The sequence below is a fragment of the Bacteroides oleiciplenus YIT 12058 genome, assembly GCF_000315485.1.
Taxonomy (GTDB): Bacteria; Bacteroidota; Bacteroidia; order Bacteroidales; family Bacteroidaceae; genus Bacteroides; species Bacteroides oleiciplenus.
Window position 1 is genome coordinate 301,780 of record NZ_JH992941.1, and the last position, 24,343, is coordinate 326,122.

The window sequence follows — 24,343 nt, forward strand, 5'->3', positions numbered from 1 at the left end:
AATTGATAAGTTTACCAGGCACTTCGTTCTCGATAAAAAGGTACCGGTTCGGATGTATATTCTATTGATTTGGTCTGATAAGGTAATACACGCATTTCCGTAACTGACTTGGTATCATAGTTTTGATTCCCAGTCAACGTTGCAGCGAACAACGCAATACCTGCATCTTTGGGTAAAATCAGCATACGGGCATTTGCCGGAATATCCAGACATACCTTGTACAGGTAAGCAAAGTTATACGAATCATTTCCTTTGCGTGCACTATGCTTATGGTTGGCAATATACCCGATAGAAGCATCTTTGATATAGCCCTCACTTTCACCCTTCCAGCCCCACTGCCCATAGAAACCGGAATAATAAGGCACATTTACCTGATAAGGTTTATCATCCACCAGGAAAGTGGCCTGACGGTCATCTTTGACAGAAGTTACCAGCAGGAAGAGTTTATCCGCACCATGATGCTCAGGCAAAAGAATGGTATCTCCATTCGCCCGAATGTAATTGAAGATAGCAGGATCATTCTGCATCCTAAATTCAACACCATCCGAAAGAATCTTTTCAGGCATAAGTTCGGCTGCCAGTGAGTTACCTTGCCGGTCGAAATCACCCGCACGGTTAAATTCATCGGATGTCAGGGCTACTGCATTATAGGCCAGTTTCAACGGCTGACTCTCAGGAACAGTCAACAAAGGCTTTTGCTTGAACGTAACCTTGAATGTACGGGGCTGGAAAGCTTTACCGCTAACCATCAGTTTATTACCGGAGAAGGTGGCTTCTCCTGTTTCTTCCTCTATTCCGTTTACCTCTTTGGCACTTTCAATATCAGATGCAAACTCCACATAGCCCTGTTCGTAAGAACTACCATAGATTTCATTGATACGAACAATGTATCCGTTTCCATCTTCCGCTTTCTTGATAGCCTTCACAGCAATCTGAGGGCGGTCCGTACTGGCAAAAGAGTAAGAACGTCCCAATTTACCCGCATGCTTAGTGGTGGCAAAAGCCAGTAAAGGCTGGTTGAAGTTTTCGGCTTTCCAAGCAATGTCTGCCTGAGTTACATCCGCCTTATGCCCTACAATGGCATAGCGGAAAGCATGGTGCCCGTGATCCTGGTGGTCCTGATACGTATAGTGCTTACCCGGCTGAGGCGTATGAAGTAAAGTCAGGCGGATAGTATTATCATCCGGCTTATCCCATCCATATTTGGATTCATTCAAGATGGAGATGCCATAAGACGAATCATTGGCAGTCAGGTCGGCCCACTGATGCCCCAGTACTTCAAAGGAATTCTCAACATTGTTGCCACGCTTCACATAACCTAAGCCCAGGTCATAAGTGGCTTTTTCATTAGATACTGTGGTTGGAAATTCCGCTTTCAACAAAGCTTTCTTTCCCTGCCAGTCAAACTCGTTACTGATTTCTATTCTATCGTCCTCAGCTCCGTCCGTCAAAGTGATATATTGTACAAATCTGGAGTCTTCATGAGTACGTTCCACGCGCAAAGACGCTCTTAGCGGACCGTTCTCTGCTACGGAGATTTTAACGTTATCCGTGATGGAAGTGCTCGGCCCATCAAATACTTTCTTATAAATTTCCCAAGCCGGATAATCGGTAGAAAGGTTTTCAGTAAACATCATCAGGCGGAATGGCCTATCGGCTTGTACCAGTTCACGGTTATTCTTCTTATCAAAAATGGAAGCGATGTCACCATGCTCGTCCAATGCTATCCTGTAAATAGAGTTTTCAATGGTTTGGTCCTTCACCCGTAAATTCCCGGAAGATGCTGTTCCTCCCGGTTGAATATTATATACCGAAAAGCTAAGCGGGTCTACCTGAGCTACAAACAAAACCTCAGCCATCCCATTCTCCCAGGAAATCAACTGGGCAGGCATACTCTCTCCTTTTTGGGAGGTCACTTTCACTCCCGACGGACGTTTGTCCATCCTGATAGTAGCCTTCACTATATCTCTGCGACTGGAAGCAACAGGGTTGTAAACAACAACCGGAAGCCCTTTCACCTTGGTATCCAAAGCCCGGCTCACTGCACCTACTGCCGTAGTTATGGTTTCTGAAAAACGTGTTTGAGCAATCAGTTCATCATTCCAGGAGAAAGTATACGATTGCGGAATGCTGGTACCCGTCAAGTCATCATGGAACTGATGCCACAAAAAACGTTGCCAGTTCTCACGCAGAGCTTCGGAAGGATACTCCATACCTCCCAATATTTCTGCTACCACGGATGCTCTTTCGGCCGCATCTGCCAAGTGTTCGTTTCGACGATTGAAGTGCTTCATTGCCGCCTGTGAAGTGTAGCATCCCACTCCATGCACATCCATCAACAGTTCACCATCATAAACAGGAAGTTCAGGATGTTTTTCAAAAGGATAATAATCTTCATATATCTGTCCGGCTTTGGCACTGATAATTTCTAAGGGTCCATCTGCCTTCAAACTTTTTTCTAATGAATAGACGGAAGGGAGTGTAGGCGACCCACCACGGTCTCCTACTCCGTAATAGCTATAAGCTGTATTATCAGGACCCAACTTGGCCCTCTCCAGAATGCGGCGGTTCGTACTGATATCATCATAGTAGTAGGATGTACCATATCCTCCGGCATCCAGTACTGCCATAATTCTGGCGCCATCCAGACCTTGCCAAAGGCCTATCTTGAACGGCATTTTTTCTTTTTCTCCAAAATACGGATTCTTCCGCCATTGGAGTTTCTGGGTAGAGAATCCTATCAGTCCACAGTGTGCGGCAATGGTAGGTAGTGTATAGCCGAAACCAAAGCAGTCCGGCAAATAAATATCGTTTGATTTGACACCAAACTCTTTTTTATAAAATTCCTGCCCCATCAGGACATTCCTGAAGAAGGACTCAGAAGAAGGGATATTAGGGTCTGCCGCTTCCCACGCGCTTCCCACTACATTCCAGCGTCCCGCTTTTATGTACTTCTTTACAAGTTCATATTCATGAGGATAATACTCCTTCATCCAGGCATACTTTTGAGCGCTCTCAAAGTTAAAGATGTAGTTCGGGAAACGTTCGAAGAGCCAAAAGTTCTGTACCATCGTGCGGTGCAGATAATCATCTATGGACTCGCGTACATCCCAGTTCCATTGCGTATCGAAATGGGCCGTTGCTACCAGATACGCTTTGTATTCTTTTTGCTGACTGTGCAACATGTGCACGGAGCAAAGCAGTGACAGAATGCAACATAGTATTTTTTTCATCTTTCGCTTTTTGTATGGGAAAAATTCATTAATCAAAGGTTTCTACGTGTAATAAAAGGCATATCCGAACCGTACCCGGACTGTATCTGAAACGTACTTGCTCCGTACGTTCTCCGCTCAGAAGTACCTCTGAGTGGAGAAACACTGGAGAAGGTACGGAGCAAGTACGTCTCGGGTACGATTCGGATATATAATTAGCTATGTCATCTGGAAGGCCATGTGGATTTTAAAGGTATCTCCCCCCGAAGCATCTTTTTGCCCTGCCCTACAAGCCATAAATAATGGTCGGTGGGTAGTCCGTCTTCAATACCCATAAAAGTAATATTCAGATCCTTGGCACGCTGGCACCAGTCATTGCCAGTCAGCCCTTCAACCATTTTATTGCTAATCCTGTATCCTCCGTTTTGATATACGACATAATAATCTACAGCAGATTCGTTACTCGGTACATCACTCTGATTCAGGCATTTATAAATGGCTGTACCTTCGTCTATCTCATCGAACATAGCAATGTAGAGCAACTGTGCACCCGATTTGATGCAATGGTACATCTGATTCCAAAGGAACTTGCCACCCAGACGTGGATTTATACCATTATTGGGATGCATATTGCGGTCGCAAGAACCGGGGAAGCAAAGCGGAGCATACTCTACCTTATTATCCTTACACCACTTTATGTCATTTTCTATCAGACTATGGAAATTAGAATAATTATCATCACCATAACGCCCCACAAACCACGGCATAATGACATCAGCAGCCTTTATCAAGTCGTGCAACTTGGCATCCGGCAGTGCATCGTTACGTCTTTCACGCCAATAAGTGGGAACACCGAGCATAATGCTGAAACCTTTCTCCTTCAAGCCATTCATCAAGTCTTCTATATCCGTAAGGGAATAAGGACGGTTGTCATTGAAGCCTACACCCCAAAGTACAATCATGGGTTTACCATTCTGATAAAGATAAAACTTCTGCTTAGTACGGTCCTTCAACTGATATTTATCCATGATGGCTTGTGCGTCTGCCAAGACAGCATCTGTCCCTCTTTTGTTATTGGACATGAAACCACCTAAATCATACATCACACAAATAGCACGTTGATGAGTGTTTGAACCTTCCATAGCCGATTCAAGTACTTTATCAAAATGATCCTTGCCATCTGGATTATCAATCACTTCGCCCACGAAACGCTGCATAAATGCACCATCAATACCATAATCCTTCATCCACTTGAAGTGAAGCAGTACACTGGATTTGTCATAGGCGCTATAAACCGTAGCCTTCTCACCATTAGGAAGAATAAATTTTCCTGGTGTGTATTGTTTCTCATATTCACGCATATCAGGCCAGAAGTCGATAGAGTTCCGCAATACCCCCGGTTCAAACATATCGTTTTCACGATAATGATACCACGCAGTATTTGAATGCTGGCTGTGCGAACATCCGTCGCCAGGCGCACCAAACCAACCTTGATAACCAGTCATTACCAAACCACGATAAGTATCAAAAGGCTCACCATCTTTGTGAGGAGTGAAGTCAGGTTCATTGTATATTTCAGTCGGGTTCGGATTGTCGGGATTTTCGGGTTCAATGGCAGGGGGAATGATGTCATCATCGCTACCGCCACAAGAAGTTGTACATGCCAGAAAGATACACAATAGCAAATAATACATTCTATTCAATTTCATTTTTCAATTTTTAATGGTTAAGATAAAGGCCGGAAGAACAAACATACGTCTCCCTTCCGGCCAATTATCACAATCTTATCACCTTCAATAAAACTATTCGCTAGGAACTTCTATCTTTACAATTTCCGTATAGTTGTACTTTTCAAATTTATCCTTCACCTTAGCACCCATACGTACGAAATAGATATAGCCGGGCTTTACCTGCAGAGATACTTCATACGCTATACTTTTGCCATCCTCCTCTTTAGGAATCTTGTCCCAAGTCTTCATGACGTTAATTTTGCCAGGCTTATCATAATAACCAATATGGTTGGAAGCGCCACAGAAATGATTCAAGCTGAGAAACGGACAAACATCCATAATCTGCGGAAGCCCTTCTGTGATCGGAGCATCCAAACGGCAGGACATAGTAAGTGTAGTTCCTTCAAGTTTCGTTTTAAAATCGAAAAGTTTCAGATAAGGAGTTACTTCAAAATTCTGAGTAGTCTTGTTACCGATACCCAAACGGATAGTATCAGAAGGCCACCAAGACCCTTCCGGCACCATATCATACGTTCCGGCAAAGAGTTTAGTATTATTAAACGTACCATCCTCTTTGATGGCAAGATCCTGACTTCCGGGATTGACTTTATAACTCACCTCCCAGATACGAATGTGGCAATCTCCCCGATCAGATACAATGCCTTCTCCGGTAGTGGAATCTATAATCTTCCCATAGAAATGGCAATCGGGAGCATCGAAGTTATCCACCTCCATGCAGGATGCCATCAGCAATGCCGAAGCACCATACATTAAACTATATATTAACTTTTTCATATCAATACTTTTTCTAAAAATTATTCCATTTAATAACCATCATTACGAATCAGCAACGGGTTCTTATTGATTTCACCACCCGGAATCTGTTCATAATAATGACGTTTGTCAAATGTTACTCTACGACCTTCGCGTTCCACTTCATTCAAGAATATCCATTTGTTTTCATCGAGAACCAGATACGGAAGCAATGTATGAGTATACACACCATCTTGGAACATGATGTCGGCCACCCTCCAACGACGAATATCAAACAAACGATGATTTTCGAAACAGAGTTCACGGGCACGCTCATCACGAATGTATTGCAGGTTTTCATCAATCACAAAACCATAGATCTCGGAACCTACATCTGCCGGATTAGCAACCATTTCATGTCGGCTGGCACCTGCACGATCACGTATCTCATTGATATGTTCGAAAGCTTCTGCTTTTAAATCTTCGTTACCGGTAATCAAGCCTAATTCATAAGCAGCTTCCGCCCAGTTCAACAAGATTTCGCCATAACGGAATACCTTCCAAGGTTGATAATTGGTAAAGAATACGCGGGCATTGCTTCCGTCAGCCTGTACATACTTACGAATACAAGCACCCATACGCGAATACCCCTCATCACCTGTGCCTTCTGCCAAACCGTGAATACCGTTAATTTTTATCTTAACGCCATTAACGTCCTTGTATTCACCCGGTTGAGAAGCTCTTACACGGAACTGATTGGTATAATCGTTAACACTTCCCTGTGTCTCTGCAGTACCATCAGCAGCAGTACCCGGATAGCTTTTATATACACCACCCTGAAAGTCCAATACTGTGCCGGACATGGATTCAGTCATACCGGTAAAGTAGAAATTGGCACGGCATCTCGGTTCCATTTTATCTGTATCCCAAAGGTCAGTCACCTTGTCAAAACGTATCGGCTCACCGGTTTCTTCATCAGTGATGGCAGGCATCTCATAAAGCCCCATAAGTTCCCATGCTGGCTGAAGCGCAACACCTACGTCACCTGAAAGCCCTTCACCCTTCGGCAACACCATACAATCCCAGCAGTGGAATAAGCTGGTATTGGTAGGAGTACTAGTATTAGGTCCATATTGCTTAACCATGATATCTTCTTCCGTATTCGGATTCAGGAAAACTTCCGTATAAGCCTTTTCTTTATCTGCCCCGGTATGGAGTTTAAATCCGGCTTTTTGTAAGAACTTACACGCATCATAAGCATATTGGAAAAATTCCTGTGCCTTGTCTTCGGGCATACCCATCAGACCAGCAGAAACAGCCGGACCAGTAACAGCTGTGTATTGAGTATATTTGGCAATAGAACCAGCATACAACATGGCACGAGACATCAATGCCGCAGCAGCATAACGATTAGCACGTCCTACTTCGTCTTTAGAAGCAGTTGCATTCTCCATGGCAAATTTCAAATCCTCATAAATGAACTTCCAGCAGTCATACTCTGTATTACGGGGCTGCTGCAATTCCTCCAGTGGAGCTTTAGGGTCGAGCACCTTATCTACGATAGGTATGCCACCATAACGTTTCACGATTCCGAAATAGTAGAATGCACGCAAGAAACGAGCCTCACCCAAATAGGCATTATAATCGTTTTCTTTATAATTGCTGCGGTAATCAGGCAATTTTTCCAACATATTGTTGAGGTCGCGAATGCGATCATAAGGCCAGTATCCCCAACCATCGCCGTAAGAAGTGCCACGGCCTGTTGCCTCAGCAGCACAAGATGCCGGGCTACCTTTCTGGGCCTGCCATCTATTACCGCTATGCCAACCACTTTGATTGACTGTAGCATACCCCTTATCGTCACCATTCTGACAATAATTAAAATCTTCAATAGGAAGATCCTGATACATCAAAGCAAGATACTTCTTAATACCATTGTCCGATTGAAACAGCACATTTTCGTAGATAAGTCCTTTTGGCTCCAGATCCAGGTCATAGCAGGAAGTCGCCGTAAGTCCCAATGCTGCTGCTACAAATATATATTTTAATGTTTTCATATTCTATCTTTTTGTCTTTAGAATTTGATTGTTGCACCAATATTAAATGTACGGTTCACAGGGTAGTTATAGAACAAAATTCCACTGTCGGCATTATTATTAGCTCCACCCTGACGACCGGGACGTTCCGGATCTATATTATCCAAGCCTGTAAAGGTTAAAAGGTTGTAAGCATTGAAATAAATTCGAAGGTCTCTAACGCCTGCCTTAGCTATCCAAGTTTTAGGTAATGTATAACCGATTTCCAAAGTTTTCAGACGCAGATAAGAAGTATTCTTAATACCCGTTCCCGCATTGCTGAAACTATGTCCTGTGGCTGGATACAGACCCGATACCCATTTTGTATTTGGATTGAAAGGGTCATCACTTGCATTGGCTGTGTGCCAGCGATCAAGGTAAATGTCCAACACAGCACCACCGTTAAATGGACCAACTTCCGTAAACACCTCATCATAAGAATTGTACACACCCGCTGCACCTTGCCAGTTCATAGAAATATCAATGCCTTTCCATTCAGCTCCCATTACAAAGCCATAGTTAAATACCGGCAGGTTATAGGTTGCCATCGGATGATTGTCCTCACCATTGATTATACCATCACCGTTCCAGTCTTTATAGTAATAGTCACCCGGCAAGGTTCCTTGGCCATATCCACCACCGGTAACATTGTGATAACGGATTTCCTCATAACTGGAGAAGCGTCCACCTTCTTCATAAGAAAACCAGATGTCTTTATTACGCCCTGATACATCTCTACGACGCCAAGCATCCATAGAATTACTGGCTGGGCTGTCCAAACGATAATCCCAACGATTCTTTGTAGCAGAAATCTGTCCGCCTACCCAATAGTTCACTTTGCCCACTCTGTTGCGGTGATTCAAACTTATTTCCCAACCAAAAGTCTGATCACTATTCATATTCTCCTGAGGCAAAGAAGCACCGACTGTACCCGGGATAACAGTTGAAGAAGTAGCAAGCAAACCACTACGTTTACGTTTGAAGACTTCGAACGTACCACTCAACATTTGATTCCAAAGGTCAAAGTCCAAACCAAGGTTATAAGTTTCGGCAGTGAACCATGTCAAATCAGGATTAGGAATAGCAGTTGCAGCAACACCTGCCATTAACGCACCATTGTAGAACCAGCCGATTTTATCTTTTTCAATATTATAGGCTATCACAGTTTGAGGATAATTGCTGGCACCGCCATCATCTCCCATCTTACCGTAAGAACCACGAATCTTCAAGTTGGTGAGGAAAGGTACCAATTCTTTCATAAAGGCCTCTTCACTTATACGCCAGCCGGCAGATACGGACGGGAAGAATCCCCAACGCGAACCTTTCGGAAAGCTGGAAGAACCATCATAACGGAAAGCGAAATCCACCATATAGCGTCCTTTATAGTCGTAGTTTACTTTACCCACAACAGATTGGCGGGTTTTGTCACCGGCACCACCCATTGAACCTATTTGATCCTTTTCTTCACCATAAATCAGGTATTCACCATCCAACTGCATAACACGTTGTGCATAAAAGTTGTCCCAATTGTTGTACTGTTCTTCAAACAACACCATAGCACTCACATTATGATCGCCAAACTTATTGGCATAGTTCAAAGAAAGTTGCATCACCGTCCCGTAGTTCGGATCGGTAGTACGTCTTAAATTGCTATCGGCATTGCGATCGAAACTTTCCATTGTACCATCTTCACGCTTATTATATAGTTTATAAGCACGCTTATAGCTTGTATTATTGGTAGTGTAATAATCGTAGCTATAGAAAGCCTTTGCACTCAAGCCCTTTACTCCCGGAATGTCATAAGTCAACGCCAAAGCACCATTGAAGTTGTAGCGTTTCTCACGGCGATAACCGGTAAGGTCGCTATTGATGGCAGCTACAGGATTTTCAGGTTCGCCCATTTCACTATCCCAAGCAGGATAGTTATGATCGCCGTCTACATATGCTTCTGAAGTTGGACGGTAAGTCCAAGCCTTCTTATACACGGACCATATATCGGTAAACGGCTGATTCTTTTCGTCCATATAACCGCTGGTTTGTATAGTAGCCTTCAAGCGGTTGGTAATCTTAGCATCGATATTACTACGGAAGTTCCAGCGATCGTAATTCAATGAACCACTCTTATAAGAACCTTCCTGTTTCTGATAACCGAGATTAAAGAAATAGTTCACTTTCTCAGAGCCACCATTCACGCTAACATTATATTGTTGCTGCGGAACATTGTCATCGAACAATTCTTTTGTCCAGTTTGTACTCTTTTTCCTTCCTGTACTGTACTCCATCATTTGCTCCCAAGTATATTTGGCAGGAGTACGGTTAGGATAAGTATTGTCCCCAAAAGCATTATAATATTTCTCATTAATAAGCAACATATGATCTGCTGCACTTGCTGTTTGTGGCACATAGAGGAACTGCTGCCAACCGTAATTGGCAGAGAATGTAATGTCGAACTTGCCATTAGAAGCTTCACCATGCTTGGTAGTAACCAAAATTACACCATTGGCAGCACGTACACCATAAATAGCTGCGGAAGCATCTTTCAATACAGATACATTATCAATTTCGTTAGCATCCATACGAGAGAAATAGGCTTTATCACGAGGAATACCATCGACCACAATCAAGGGTTCACCCATACCACGAATATCAATAGCGTTGTCAAATTCACCAGGCTGTGAACTTTTCTGAGAGATACGCACACCAGGAACTTTACCAGAAAGCATGTTCACCACATTTTCATTCTTAGTAACAGCTATTTCTTTATTATTGATAGCAGAAACCGCACCTGTTAATGTAGCTTTCTTTTGTGTACCATAACCAACAACAACTACTTCTTCCAAAGTTTGACTATCTTCCTTCAATGTAATTTTCAAGCTGGTTTTGTCAGCCGTAACAACAGCATCAATATAGCCGATAAAAGAAATAGTCAATTTTTCTTTTGCATCAGCAGCTATTTCAAACTCACCATTAATATCGGTAATGACACCTCGAGTGGTACCATTCACCCGAACATTGGCTCCAATGACAGTTTCACCCGTTTGGTCAACTACAGTACCGCGAACAATGCGGTTCTGTGCCGACATAGGTAATGCCGTCAGGAGACATAAAAGCGCAACCATCATCGCTTTCAATGAAAAGGATGCGCTTTTTTTGATATTAGAATTATAATGTTTCATGTTTAGATTTTCTATTTATTAAAGAAATCTTCATTTACAGATTATTCTGGTATTGTAGTACCTTCCGGCATTACACGACGATTAAAGAAGAAGAAACCAAATTGATCAGCTTTGTGAAGTTTCTTCCAACCATAAGCATACTCATAAATAGCAGCAATGGCAAAACGGAAACCATAACCTGTATAAGTATCATTGAGCGTAATCTTACCAGTCTTTTGATCCATTGTCACACCGCCATATTTCGCAAATGTTGCTTCATATAATTCAGGGTGTTCTCTATCATCATTAAAACCACCTAAAATTTCGTCTCCTCCATTAACTTCCTTACCTGTAGCCGGATTCAGCCATTTTCCATATGCTTCTGGCACCAAAATGGAGATACCACGGAAATACCAGTATATGCCACGAGAGAATTGTGCATATTTCTTTGCAATATTATCCATTACAATAGTGTTTCCATCGCAAAACAAAACTGTTTCACCATCAGCTGTTTGAATCTGATAATTAGCATTAGCCCAATTTTCCAAGAAGCTCTTTCCACGGTGAGTAATTTCAGCATAATCTTCTTCCCAATTTGTAAATGTGTTCTGAATATCAATCACCTGAGCACCTAAAGGCAAACTTTTTGTACGTCCGCCCCACTCGCCTTCATACTCTTCGTTAAATGTACCAGCAAAATCAATGTCAGCTAATTCATCATTAATACAAACATAAATCTTAGCCTTTACGACATCATCAGCCAACACATTAATCAAGAAACCTTTACGATCTGCATTTTCATTGAAGCTGGTTCCTGGTCTTTCACTAAATGCCCATGTACCATCTTTCTTCAAACTCTTACTAAGAAGTTCTTGCTTTTCCTGTGCTTTGCCAGCCGGCTGTTTGCTACTACTTGCAACTGCAAATTCTGCATTAGCCGGAAGTTCACTAAATAAATCCTTGAAATTAAGAGCATCCAAAAGATTAGATCCTTTAATTGTCATTTCTTTAAAACCGTCTGCAAGATCTTTAGGACTATAATCCGCTTTGATCGTAACACCACCCAAATCTTCGGCAACAGACGAGAAATCATCAGATACTTTCACATTGAAATAATTGGAGCCAATAATTGTTCCTTTCAAATTCAATTGAAGAGATACAGCATAAGTTTTTCCAGCTTCTGCTTCACCAAGGGCTTTAATAGGAACTTTAATAAAATCACCTTCCAATGTAGCATCTCCGCTCACTTTAAACTGTTCACCATCAGCAGCACGGGTAAGTACATGAGACTCAGCTATTGTAAATTCGGCACCATCCAAACTCTTGAGAGCCGGTCTTGCCAAGAAACTAACAGTAACACCAGCACTACCGATTTCTACAATACCATCTACCGTTTCCGGACTATAAATCAGAGAATTCACTAAAGATCCCAACGGAAGGACATACTTTTCACCTTCTATTGTAATGGTAGCCTCCGTATCAGTAACTACTATAGAGATATTTCCTCCACCCGGCTTAATTACAATTTTTTGTCCGTCACTCAATGTCAATGTATAAGTGCCATTCTCTTCTTTCACATTAGTAATACTTGCACCAGTCATCAGTGCTTTTCCCAATTGGGCTTTGATGTCGTCAATTGCCACTTCGATTACTGATACTCTTGATTTCAGATCATCAACATCATCATTATTACATGAAGTAAAGGCTCCTGTTGAAAGAACCACCGCTCCAAACAGGAGCGCATTTAAAAATCGTTTGTTCATAATAATTAAATTAAAAGTTGGTAAATATATAAATATAGGTCACTTAAAAACCTTATCTTTCCATTAGCAAAAAGAAGCCTATTCAGGGGGAGGATACTTTATGTATACTTGTGCATTTTTCATATTTATTAATTTGATGTTTTAAAATTCTATGAGGGCAAAAGTATGGGGTTGGCGTTAATATTATCCTTAAAAAGACATTAATCGGAGCACTTTTTTTGCCGTAAAATAGAGTCTTAGATGCATTTTAACAGATGCACCTTAAAAAAGAATATATAAATAGATTAATTGAAGAAATAAGGAATGTTTCGGGTGAAGTTTAAACGATATTCAAGTGATGTTTAAACTACCCATAAGTAGTTGTGCAATCACTACGTAGTAGTCAGGCAACTACTTATGGGTAGATGAGAAACTACTACGTAGCTATTGCAGGATAACACCTCATAAAAATAAGGCTTGCAGTTTTATAACCCAAACAGGTCATAAAGCTGCAAGCCACAACTAATAAATTCTTATCCTACTAATTACTTCCCGACTCCATTCTCATTGAAAGCAGTGACAGAAAAATAATATTCCGAATCTCTATTGAAATAACGAGCTTCATAATGGTTGTTGTAAACTACCATGGAGTGGGTAAGTTTCTCTTTCTGCGTTCCCCAACGCAAAATATAGCCAGTCACATTATCCTGCGGTTCCCAACTAAAACGGTAGATACGTTTATCATTTTCATCACGTGAAGCCTGGAAGCCTGTTACTACAGCAGGAACTTTACCACCACCCTGACCGAAAACACGTAAATCGAACAAAGAGAAACAACCTTCCATATCTTTCGTATTGCAAATTCTCAGGTATTGCATTTTTGCAGGAGCACTCAAAGTATGCAGTTTATGAGGAGCATCTTTCTCGTTCTTTTCTTCATCAATCAGACGAGTCCAATTCTTCCCATCAGTTGAACCTTCAATATAATATTGGTAAACCACTGGTCCATGAGGAGCATGAACATTGAAGTTGTGATCGGCAAAATTGACTTGGATAGCATTTATCTCCATTAGTTTGCCGAGGTCCATTTGCAACCACTCGCCCTTATTACCTGTTTGGGCAGCCCACCAGGTTTCTACCTGCTCATCATTCGCTAACTCAGGTTCATAACCTTCAAGAGAGGAAGATGCAGATACCTTTTTCTTATACGAAAGTAAGTTCCAACCCATGTTGATATCTTCTTTTTCAAAGTCTACTTTCCTATCGGGAATGCAGAAAGGATAATCAGCAAAAGTGGTAAGCGCATACATACCGTATTTATCAGAAACAACTACCGGGAATATACCTAAACGGCGTTCAAACCAATGGCGCACGGAAATTGTCATAGAGGCTACATGCCAATAATTGCCATACTTATCTTTGAATGTATGGCCATGTCCTGCACCACCGATAAAGCCACCGGGTTTGAAAGAAAAAGGATTATCTTCTACATATTCAAAGGGGCCTAACGGATTATCACCCACATAATTACCATCACCATAAATACGATATTGGGTACCAGGGGCAGCATATTGCAAGTAATAACGCCCATTATGTTTCAGTACACAGGGACCTTCATTCCAGCCTTGACGTGGTTCTTCATTATTCTTTCCGGGAACTTCCCAACCATATTTATCACCATTATGTTCAATCAGCGATTTAGGTTCTCCGATAGCACAGAAACCATTCTTCGGATCTACTTCTACACCCACAATCGGATCTACGTCAGAACATCCCCAATATAAATAGACCTTTCCATCATCATCTTTAAAGAAAGCCGGATCATGCTGACGGTAAGTCAACTTTGTATCCACTTCCTCCCAAGTATCCGTCTCAGGATGGGCATTCTTGAAAATTCGGGTATTTCCGCTGGATGCAGTAAAGTAAAGTGTATCACCATAAACAAGAATGGTAGGAGCATAATCTTCCAAGGTCGGAATAGTAGTACAGGGAATATACTCCCATTTGGCCAGATCTTCGGAACGCCAGTAACCACCGGATTTGGAAGCAAACATGTAATAATATCCCTTGAAATATTCCAGTACCGGATCGGCAGCTTCGCGCCGTGACTCCTCGTTCGGTTGGAAACGATAGTTCAAGTCTATAGGATTGGTAACAATCCTTTCATTCTGAACTATTTTCTGTTCTGTTGATGCACAACTTACGATCAGTCCTGAGACCAAAGCTATGCTCATTAATTTGGCAATGTTTTTCATAATAGTTTTATATTAAGTTTCTTTCCTTTGTATACTACGTTTACAGTCTGCGATTCATTATCCAGACCAAGCCCATCCTGTCCGTCCACAAGGGTAATGCGGAAATTACGTTCTTGCAGCATCCCATCATAACCTCCTTCACAAGGATAGATAGTAAACTGTTTCTTTCTGTCATTCCATGTCATACGGATAGTGGTGTACTTTCCTTTTTCATAATTATAATTATCACCTTCATCCTCATATAAGATAAATTCCCCATCAGCACCGGGATAGATACGGATTTGCAGATTATTCCACGGTTTCTCGGTTGCATACTGTACGGAAGGTCCTACAGGGATGATGGAACCGACTTTCACATACAACGGAATTATATCAATAGGAGCATTGCGAGTAATCTCACGTCCGCCATCTTGCATTTCACCTGTCCAGAAATCAATCCAACGGGTTCCCTCAGGCAAATATAAAGAACGACTTCGGCTTGTACTTGTAACCGGAGCTACCAAAATAGACTTACCAAACATATATTCATCACCTAAGTCCAGCACCTTTTTGTCTGTCGGAAAATCAGAAAACAAGGCACGCATCAGACTTCCGCCCTTGGAAGTAACATCCCATGATGCAGAATAAATGTAAGGAAGTAAACGATAGCGGAGATTAATCATCTTCTCTTGCGCATCGAAAGCCCAATCACCCCGATTCCCAAACTGAAAAATCTCACGTGGAGTATTCGTACCGTGTGAACGCATCATACCGGTAAAAACGGAAAACTGCATCCAGCGTACATACAATTCCTGATAAGCCGGATTCTTCACACCACCAGGGAAATGATTGGCTGTATAGAATCCACCGATATCCGAGTTCCAGTAAGGTATGCCCGAAAGTGAGAAGTTCAGGGCAGCAGAAATCTGGTTACGTAGCACATCCCAGGCAGCAACAACATCCCCCGACCACGACTGAGCGCCGTAACGCTGCTGTCCGGCAAAGGCGGAACGCGTCAGAATAAAAACACGTTTATCAGAAGCCACTGTCCGTTGATGATCGTAGACACCACCTACACTGACTAATGGAAAGGCATTACGCACCTTGCGGAAAGATCCCAGATAAGTTTGATAATCGTAATCTTCTTCTTTAATCGGATTATGTTCCGGTTCAGTAGCATCCAGCCACCAACTGTCCATGCCGATGCTGAACATCTGCTCGTTCAAGTGCTTCCAGTAAATATCTCTTGCCACAGGATCGTAAGCATCATATACCTTGACGCCGGAGTTCTGCGGAAAAGTCTCGTGTGACATCAGTTTGTTATGTCGTTCAAAATCTTTATACGGATTAGTAGCCGGACCAAAGGAAGGCCAAACAGAAATCATTGCATGGGCATTCAGACTATGCACCTCATCCAACATCTTTTTAGGATTGGGAAACAGAGGGTTGCGGAACTCTATCGCATTCCAGTCTGCATGGTCTTCTCCCCAATAGCGCCAATCCTGTACAATGCCATCCAGAGGAATTTGCAGATCACGATACTTCTTCACTACCCCGACCAACTCATCCTGGCTGACATAACGTTCTCTGGACTGGTTGAAACCAAATGACCAAAGCGGGAACATGGGAGCCTGTCCGGTGAGGTCGCGCAATCCTGCCACGACTCCATCAGCACCTCCGCCATATACAAAGTAATAATCACACAAATCTCCGACTTCCGACTCAAAAGTCATTCCCTGCTCATTGTCCGTGAAAGTAGTAGCAGAATAGTTATCCCAAAACAAAGCGTATCCTTTGACAGAGTGAATCAATGGAATATAAATCTCCATATTGACCTGCCGCATAACCATTGTCTGATTCCGCTGATTCATCCGTCCCTGCTGGTGCTGTCCCAACCCATAAATAGCCTCATCAGCATCCAGACGGAAACTCTGGCGAACCTTATATGTAGACATTCCTGCATCATCGAATGGAGTAAAACCAACAGAAGAAGGTTTTTCCGCTAACAGGACTTTTCCGTCCTTATCCGTAAAACAGACCTGATCCTTTGCGATATCCAGAGAAACAGACAATTCGGAAGTAATAAGTGTTATCCGGTTATCCTTTTCCTGCAATTTATATTTCACATTTTCCGGTCGCTTGACAACCGAAAGAGAATGTTTCTCCGGTATTTTTCCTGAAGGATATTTCTTCACGCGTATGATAGAAGGAGAAAAGCATTCCAGTTCCACACAGACAGTTCCGGCCTCTACTTTCACTCCATTGGAGATACGCGATACAGCCTGTCCCCATAATGGGACAAGCTGCATACAAATACATAAGAATGCTAGAAGTTTTTTCATAATGTCAGTGACAATGGTTAAAGAGATAGCACTTTATATTTAGTGGTAAATACAACAGGCGCATCACTGTCTTTATCCACATGGAAAGGTATCAATTTCTCTTCTCCCGGAGCCAGTTCATAATGAACATTATCTCCTGTTTTCTGGCCACCAACATACATATCAATCTTACCGGTATCCATTAAAGTACCATTGTTCTTAACAGATACCCAAACTGTTTTCTGGTTCTTCACCAAATTTTCTTCAACTTTGAACAACGTCAGACCGAAATCTGCAGCAAATTCATGGGTATATTCAAGCATACCGGACACGCCCTTTCTGGCATCTGTATAGCCTACACTATCTTTAATACGGTCTTTAGCCACATATTGAGGACTAACACCACCGACTAATATCTTGAACTCTCCCTTCTCTACCACTCTATCCATATGGTCATTGAGCAATGATAAATCATAAGGTGTCAATTCAAAAGAAACTGTCTTTGATTCACCTGGCTTCAGATTGATACGAGTGAAGTCCTTCAATTCCGTAATACGTGTCTTTACACTGGCATACATATCAGTGACATACAATTGGACAACTTCATCACCAGCACGTTGGCCTACGTTTTTCACAGTTGCCTGCACGGTAATATTGCCATTGTCTTTCTCCTGCACTTTCAGACCTGAATATTCAAAAGAAGTATAACTCAAACCATATCCAAAATAGTAGAGAGGATAATATTCCAAATCAGAATATTCATAACGGCGACCGGAAGTTTTAAAGTTATAGTAGAGAGGCAACTGACCAACGTGCTGTGGGAAAGTCATCGGCAAACGGCCGGCAGGATTATAATCTCCGAATAACACATCTGCTGTAGCCGGTCCACCTTCTTGTCCCGGTAACCAATTAACAATAATAGCTTTACACAACTTTGATGCTTTTGTCAGATTATAAGGGCGACCAGCCTGAAGCACTAATATAACCGGCTTCCCTGTAGCACAAACAGCTTCCAGCAACTCTTGTTGTTTTCCCGGCAGAATCAAAGTTGCATAGTCATGATTTTCACCGGATGTCTTGTAAACATCTGTCGTAGCTTCACTGGTTGAGCAATCTCCCAAAACCATAACTACCACATCTGATTGAGAAGCCGCTTTGACTGCTTTAGGAATATTCGTCTCACTCAAGTTTGTAAAGTCGCAACCTTGCTCATAAATTACTTTCGTCTGTTTGCCCACAGCTTGTTTGATACCCGTCAATACGGATTTCAACTGACCGGGCAGCAATTTCGGAGTATAGTCACCCGGCTGAAGATCATCTGCTCCGGGACCTAATACAGCAATCGAACGGATTCCTTTATCTAAAGGCAATATATTTTCCTTATTCTCCAACATTACGATAGACTCCCGGGCTGCCTGACGTGCCATTTCTTTATGATTGTCTGAGTTCCAACCCGGATATATTTTATTCCAGTCCAAAGGTTTATTGGGAGCTTTTTCAAATAGTTCATTACGGAACATCATGCGTAACATAGTGCGACAAACATTATCCAGATTTTCCATATTGAGACGTCCATCCTTTGCAGCTTGTATCACCTCTTTATCATTATAAGTATCACCACAGTTTGTAGCAATACCTGCTGCCAATGCCTGGTTAGCTGCTTCAATCTTATCTTTTGCCGTATAGTGTTTGCGCGCCGTCAAGTTACCTATAGCGCCACAGTCACTAACTATAAAACCGTCAAAGCCCCATTCTTCGCGCAAGATATTATGCAACAACTCTTTACTTTTTGCAACCGGCACTCCCAGAAAGTCTGAGTAAGCCATCATCAAAGACTGGCAATCATAATTACGAATAACGTGACGGAACGGCACCAGATGTACCTCACGCATTTCCCGCTCGGACAATCCTATATCATGAGAATCGCGACCACCCAATGGAGCACCATGTCCCCCAAAATGTTTAGGAGTAGTAAATAAACCTTTGGACTGATACCCCTTAATCCAGGCTCCACCAATCTGTGATACCAAAACCGGGTCTTCACCAAATGTTTCTTCACAACGTCCCCAACGGGCATCCTGTGCTACATCCAGCACCGGAGACCATGCCTGCATAGTGCCTGCTGCAAGAGTCTCATCACCGACAGCCATTGCTATTTCCTCTGTCAGTTTCTTATTCCAGGTTGCTCCCATCGCCAATGCTTGCGGGAAAATGGTTGCGCCACTACCATAAGAGAAACCATGCACAGCCTCTACTTTCGTGATAGGCGGCACATATAAATGAGGGATACCGGGAATGCCCCATCCTTCACGAATCAATTCCATTTTATCTTCCGGCGTCATCACAGACAACAGACTTTCCACACGTTCTTCCACCGGAAGCGTTGGGTCCATATAACGAAGTGCAGTCTTTTCACCTTTCCGGTCTTTCAATACTTTATCAGCCAAAAGAACTGAAACTTCCTTTACGGCAAAAGGTTTCACACGGTCACTTCCTTTGAAAGCCAGTCTGACATGTGCTCCATATTTGGGCGAAAACTTCACCTTCATTTCTTTTGCACTACCTTGCACCTGATAGTCCACAGGTACCCCGAGGTTCATCGGGTCGTAGGTAACAAATACATTCATCAGTTGTCTCAAGTCGTCTTTCGCCACACCTTGCACCTGAAGATTAAGTTCGCATACATCACCGGGAGTCTGAATAGTAAACATCAACCATTGGTCCGTCTTCAAGTCCCGGCCATTAACTTCCCACATCGTCTTCGAATCTTTATCAAAAGCCAACGAAGCTTTTTCCATATTAGTCGATGCCGAAACAGATAAAATATCACTTGGCTGCTGAGCCATTAGAAAAGTGCAGGACAATATACCTGCAAATAGAAACAAGTGCCTCTTTAAATTCATATTATCAGATTTTAATTTGATGATGCAAAGTAAAGCGCAACCGCTTAATAAAATGATAACATCATAATTAATGAAACATTAAAATCCACTTAATGGATATCTTTTCTTAAAAAAGAGAAGCTCGGTCAGAAGAATTGCATGAATAAGTAATTGCTTTTCGCTAAAAAGCATTACTTTTGTCCAAGCTAATACTTCATTAAGGACATACAAAATGAAAAAGACACTATCTATAATCTTCCTCCTGCTTATATGTATGCATTCAATGTCTCAGCTTCCTGAATATGGTTTGCATATCCAGTCTTATCCACTTCAAAATTCCGAATTCACCAGCATGGCATTAGAAGATGGAAAGTACATAGAGACCAAAAGAGAAAAAATAACTCTGAGTTTCAACCTCTGGGTCAGACCTGATAATGTGTTCGGGACTGTATTCCGCATCATCACTGATAATAATAAGAACATCGACCTGATGTACAGTGTAAGTGATAACGACAGACGTTTTCCAATCCTGGTTACCGGAGATGCCGTACATCCTATTCAAAAGGAAGTGAGACGTGAGATGTGGACTTCCGCCAATGTAACCCTTGACTTCAAAGAGGGTGATATTACCGTATCATATGATAGTACGGAAATCAAGGTTAAATATGCCGACCTGAAAGGCGTAGAGGGAATACGCATAGCCTTTGGCTATTGTCCATTTGAGAATTTCTCTCTGGCCGATGTAGCTTCCGTCAATATTAGAGATATCAGTATAAAACGTGGAGCAGAAGAAATACGTCAATGGAAGATGGCACGTCACAACGGGGACGTTTGTTACGATGAGATATCCCACATTCCGGCTACCGGTAAAAACACCCGTTGGGTTATCGACCAATATATCACCTGGAAGAAAATCTATTCACAGCATTTTGTGTCTTCTCCTTCCGTAGCATTCGATCCTCTTGTCGGAACCTTCTATGTAGCCACAAATAAAAAGAAATTATACGTCTTTCATACTGATGAAAGAGTGACGGACACCATCCGGATAAAAGGTGGAGAGTTTGCCGCCAACTATCCAAACCAGTTGATATACATACCGCAACGCCAGCAGCTACTTTCCTATAATCTGAATGAGAATCTCTTTTCTGCTTTCGACCCCGTTACGCAGTGCTGGAAGGGGACGCAAGCGCCCGTACAAGAGCATGATTACTGGAACAATACACTCGTTTATAATCCTGCCAATTCTTCATTAATTAGTTTCGGCGGATACGGACATTATCACTATAATAATAAATTAGTCATCAGTTATCCTTATGAAGACACACCGCAACGTCAACTCAGTCTGACAAGTATCCATCCCCGGTATTCTTGTAGTTCTGTTATTGTCGACAGTACACTCTACATCTTTGGCGGTCGTGGTTGCCCATCCGGACGACAGGAATTATCTCCCCGCAATTATTATGACTTATATTCAGTCAACCTGCTCACCCAGCAGGTCAATAAGCTGTGGGAAGCTCCGCAAACCCCGGTAGGTGGAGACTTCCAACCCTGCGAAAACATGGTTTATGATGCGGAAAAAGATTGCTTCTACCTTTTCAGCACACAGCAAGGCGGCACTCTGATGAGAATTGATACACAAACGCCACATTTTGAACTAATGTCGCTACCTATGGGATTGAAGTTAGAATCGCAATACCTATATAGCAACCTATACTATTCACCTAAACAAAAGAAACTATACGTAGCCATTCATCAGGCTGAAGTTAGCGGAAAGGCTGATTTGGATATATATGAATTGAATTTTCCCCCAATCCCCATTCTGTCTTTCAAACAGCCGGATGTAGTTGAGGGCAAAACAGATCAGAGCAAGCACACCTATCTATGGCTATACATCGTAAGCGGATTATTAGTCATTAGCGGTATAGGAGCTCTTTATTACAAGAAAAGAAAAGAGGAAATAGACCGGATAAAGTCTTCTGCCAAAGAAGAAAAAAGCCCGACAACAAACACCTCCCAAGCAGAAGGAGCAAATACCCTACTGACCAAAGAGATGCCCGAAATAAAGATAGAGATGCCGATTAGTACACCTGATCTGACATTCCATAACTATGACTTTTCCAAGAAATGCGTTTGCTTCTTTGGTGGCTTCCATGTTGTAGACAAAGAGGGGAATGACTGTACAGCCTTATTCACCCCTACTCTTAAGGCTTTACTAATATTACTTATTCTTTATACAGGCAAAGATTCAAAAGGAATCATCGGGCACAAGCTGATCCAACTGTTATGGTACGATAAAGCAGAAGAGTCTGCTAAAAACAACCGTAATGTATACATGAGTAAACTGCGCGGTTTACTGGATAAAGTGGGTGATATCAAGATACTAAATCAGAATGGATTCTGGAGTATACAGTTTGAAGAAGGCACTATCTGCGACTATCTGGAAGCGCTCCATTTATACAGAGGAAATAACGGACAAGACCTGGAGAAACTGCTTGAGCTATTATTGCGTGGTATGATGCTCCCTAACGTAGAGAATGATTGGATTGATGCATTCAAGAATGATTTCTCCAATGATACTATTGATCTGCTTTGCAGATTATTAAAGCAGGAAGACCTTTCGGATACACTGAAACTGAAGATTGCAGACACCCTCTTCCAGCATGATTATATCAATGAAGAAGCGCTTTGTGTGAAATGCCGCATCCTCTGCCAGCAAGGAAAGAAGGGACTTGCCAAAACTGTTTATGATACTTTCTGCAAAGAATATGCAGCTTCATTGGGAACAGAATACAAATATTCTCTAATGGAGATTATCGAGTAGTAACGAGTAACAAGCTACAAGCTACTGTGTTGTGAGAGTGTCAAAAGTAAAAATCACTATCAATGACAAAATGATACGCTTATCAGAATTTTGATACACCTTCGGCGAGCATGCCGAAAGGTACTTATCACCTGTAACTCGTAGCCCGTAACTAAATCATTTTCGTTTGGGCTGCTTCATTTCCAACGGCTTCTCTTTGCGCAGCATCTTACCTGCCTGCCCTACCAACCACAAGTAATGGTCGCTTTCAATTCCTTCTTCGATAGGAACAAATGTACTGGCACCTACAGGAACCTTTTTAGCACATTTGAAGATTGCCGTGCCTTCATCTATTTCGTCAAACATAGCTACATAAATCATTTCAGCTCCTTCCTTTATGGCCCCTGACAACTGTTTCCAAAGGAACGAACCTTTATTGCGTGGTATCTGCACACTATTTTCGCGCCCTTTCATATTACGCCACGAAAAACCTGGAAAACACAAAGGAGCATAGTCCACTTTATTCTTCTTGGCCCACTTGATATCCTCACCAACCAGTTTCTGATAGCGGGGATATGAATCTTCATTATAACGCCCCACGAACCAAGGCATCACTACATCACACTTCTTAATCAGTTCATGCAGACGAGGGTCCGATTCCGTATCGCCACTCAATTCGCGCCAATGCGTAGGCACACCCAGCATTACACTGAACCCTTGTGCTTTCAGACCATTAATAATCTTCTCAGCCTCATTCAGACCATAACGGCGGCGATCATTAAATCCCACTCCCCAAACAGTAACCAACGGTTTGCCGTTGTGATACAGATAGGAAGGATTCTTGGCATGGTCTTTCAAGGAATGGCGCTTGGCTATATCAGCAATATCTTTCAGTAACGCATCTTCACCTCCGGGGCGCATACCGCTCAGGTCGTACATCACACAGATAGCCCGCTCATACTTATTGGCAGCCTGCATGGCCGAGTTCAGTACCTTATTGAAGTGGTTCAGTCCGCTTTTATTGCTAATTTCCCCTACAAAGCGTTGCATAAACACGCCATCCAGTCCATACTCTTTCATCCATCTGAAATGGGTATCCACCGTAGAGGCATCGTGCGAAGAGAAAGTGTAAGCCGGCGTGCCGTCAGCAAACTTGAACTCCGTCTTATACAGTTGCTTATACTCCGATACTTCCGGCCAAAAGTCAATCGTACAGGAACCGGGGCGAAAACCATCGTGTCCGGTGTAGTGATACCATCCCCGGCCGGCACCATCATCAGGGGCGTTGAACCACCCCTGATAACCGGCCATCACCAATCCTTTGTACGAGTTATACTGCTTTCCGGCAGTCTGTGCCATAATACCTACTGAAAACAACAAGTATACAATAAACCAATTTAGTCTTCTTACCATAACCTATTTTATATCTTTATTATCTT

11 protein-coding genes are annotated in these 24,343 nt (G+C 42.4%); 1 reads left to right on the forward strand and 10 read right to left on the reverse strand.

Annotation, left to right across the window (positions count from 1 at the left end):
* Positions 1-11: 11 nt before the first annotated feature.
* The 9 genes from HMPREF9447_RS09430 to HMPREF9447_RS09470 all read right to left on the reverse strand — a co-directional run bounded on the left by HMPREF9447_RS09430 (position 12) and on the right by HMPREF9447_RS09470 (position 20,125).
* Positions 12-3,233 carry an alpha-mannosidase gene (locus tag HMPREF9447_RS09430; protein WP_009129484.1) on the reverse strand — a complete coding sequence of 1,074 codons (3,222 nt, stop codon included), beginning with the start codon at positions 3,231-3,233 and terminating at the stop codon, positions 12-14.
* 203 nt (positions 3,234-3,436) lie between these two features.
* Positions 3,437-4,921, reverse strand: a complete 1,485-nt coding sequence (locus HMPREF9447_RS09435; RefSeq protein WP_009129485.1) for a glycoside hydrolase family 71/99-like protein — start codon at positions 4,919-4,921, stop codon at positions 3,437-3,439.
* A gap of 93 nt (positions 4,922-5,014) precedes the next feature.
* Positions 5,015-5,737 carry a DUF3823 domain-containing protein gene (locus HMPREF9447_RS09440; protein ID WP_009129486.1) on the reverse strand — a complete coding sequence of 241 codons (723 nt, stop codon included), beginning with the start codon at positions 5,735-5,737 and terminating at the stop codon, positions 5,015-5,017.
* A gap of 29 nt (positions 5,738-5,766) precedes the next feature.
* Complete coding sequence (locus HMPREF9447_RS09445) at positions 5,767-7,752, reverse strand: RagB/SusD family nutrient uptake outer membrane protein (protein ID WP_009129487.1); 1,986 nt, start codon at positions 7,750-7,752, stop codon at positions 5,767-5,769.
* A 17-nt stretch (positions 7,753-7,769) separates the two neighbouring features.
* Complete coding sequence (locus tag HMPREF9447_RS09450) at positions 7,770-10,946, reverse strand: SusC/RagA family TonB-linked outer membrane protein (RefSeq protein WP_009129488.1); 3,177 nt, start codon at positions 10,944-10,946, stop codon at positions 7,770-7,772.
* 41 nt (positions 10,947-10,987) lie between these two features.
* A complete protein-coding gene (locus tag HMPREF9447_RS09455; protein ID WP_009129489.1) occupies positions 10,988-12,688 on the reverse strand; it encodes a PL29 family lyase N-terminal domain-containing protein in 1,701 nt (566 codons plus the stop codon).
* A 524-nt stretch (positions 12,689-13,212) separates the two neighbouring features.
* Positions 13,213-14,922, reverse strand: a complete 1,710-nt coding sequence (locus HMPREF9447_RS09460) for a family 43 glycosylhydrolase (RefSeq protein WP_009129490.1) — start codon at positions 14,920-14,922, stop codon at positions 13,213-13,215.
* Complete coding sequence (locus tag HMPREF9447_RS09465) at positions 14,919-17,243, reverse strand: glycoside hydrolase family 31 protein (RefSeq protein ID WP_009129491.1); 2,325 nt, start codon at positions 17,241-17,243, stop codon at positions 14,919-14,921. Before HMPREF9447_RS09465 ends, HMPREF9447_RS09460 begins: the two co-directional genes overlap by 4 nt.
* Positions 17,244-17,260: 17 nt before the next feature.
* Positions 17,261-20,125, reverse strand: a complete 2,865-nt coding sequence (locus HMPREF9447_RS09470) for a glycoside hydrolase family 3 C-terminal domain-containing protein (protein ID WP_009129492.1) — start codon at positions 20,123-20,125, stop codon at positions 17,261-17,263.
* 211 nt (positions 20,126-20,336) lie between these two features.
* Between HMPREF9447_RS09470 and HMPREF9447_RS09475 the strand changes: the two genes are divergently transcribed.
* Positions 20,337-22,925 (forward strand): hypothetical protein, encoded by a 2,589-nt coding sequence (locus HMPREF9447_RS09475; protein WP_009129493.1) that lies wholly within the window; start codon positions 20,337-20,339, stop codon positions 22,923-22,925.
* Positions 22,926-23,081: 156 nt separating this feature from the next.
* On the opposite strand, the gene HMPREF9447_RS09480 is transcribed toward HMPREF9447_RS09475, so the two are convergent.
* Positions 23,082-24,317: a glycoside hydrolase family 71/99-like protein gene (locus HMPREF9447_RS09480; RefSeq protein ID WP_009129494.1), complete on the reverse strand. Its 1,236-nt coding sequence runs from the start codon at positions 24,315-24,317 to the stop codon at positions 23,082-23,084.
* Between the last annotated feature and the right edge of the window lie 26 nt (positions 24,318-24,343).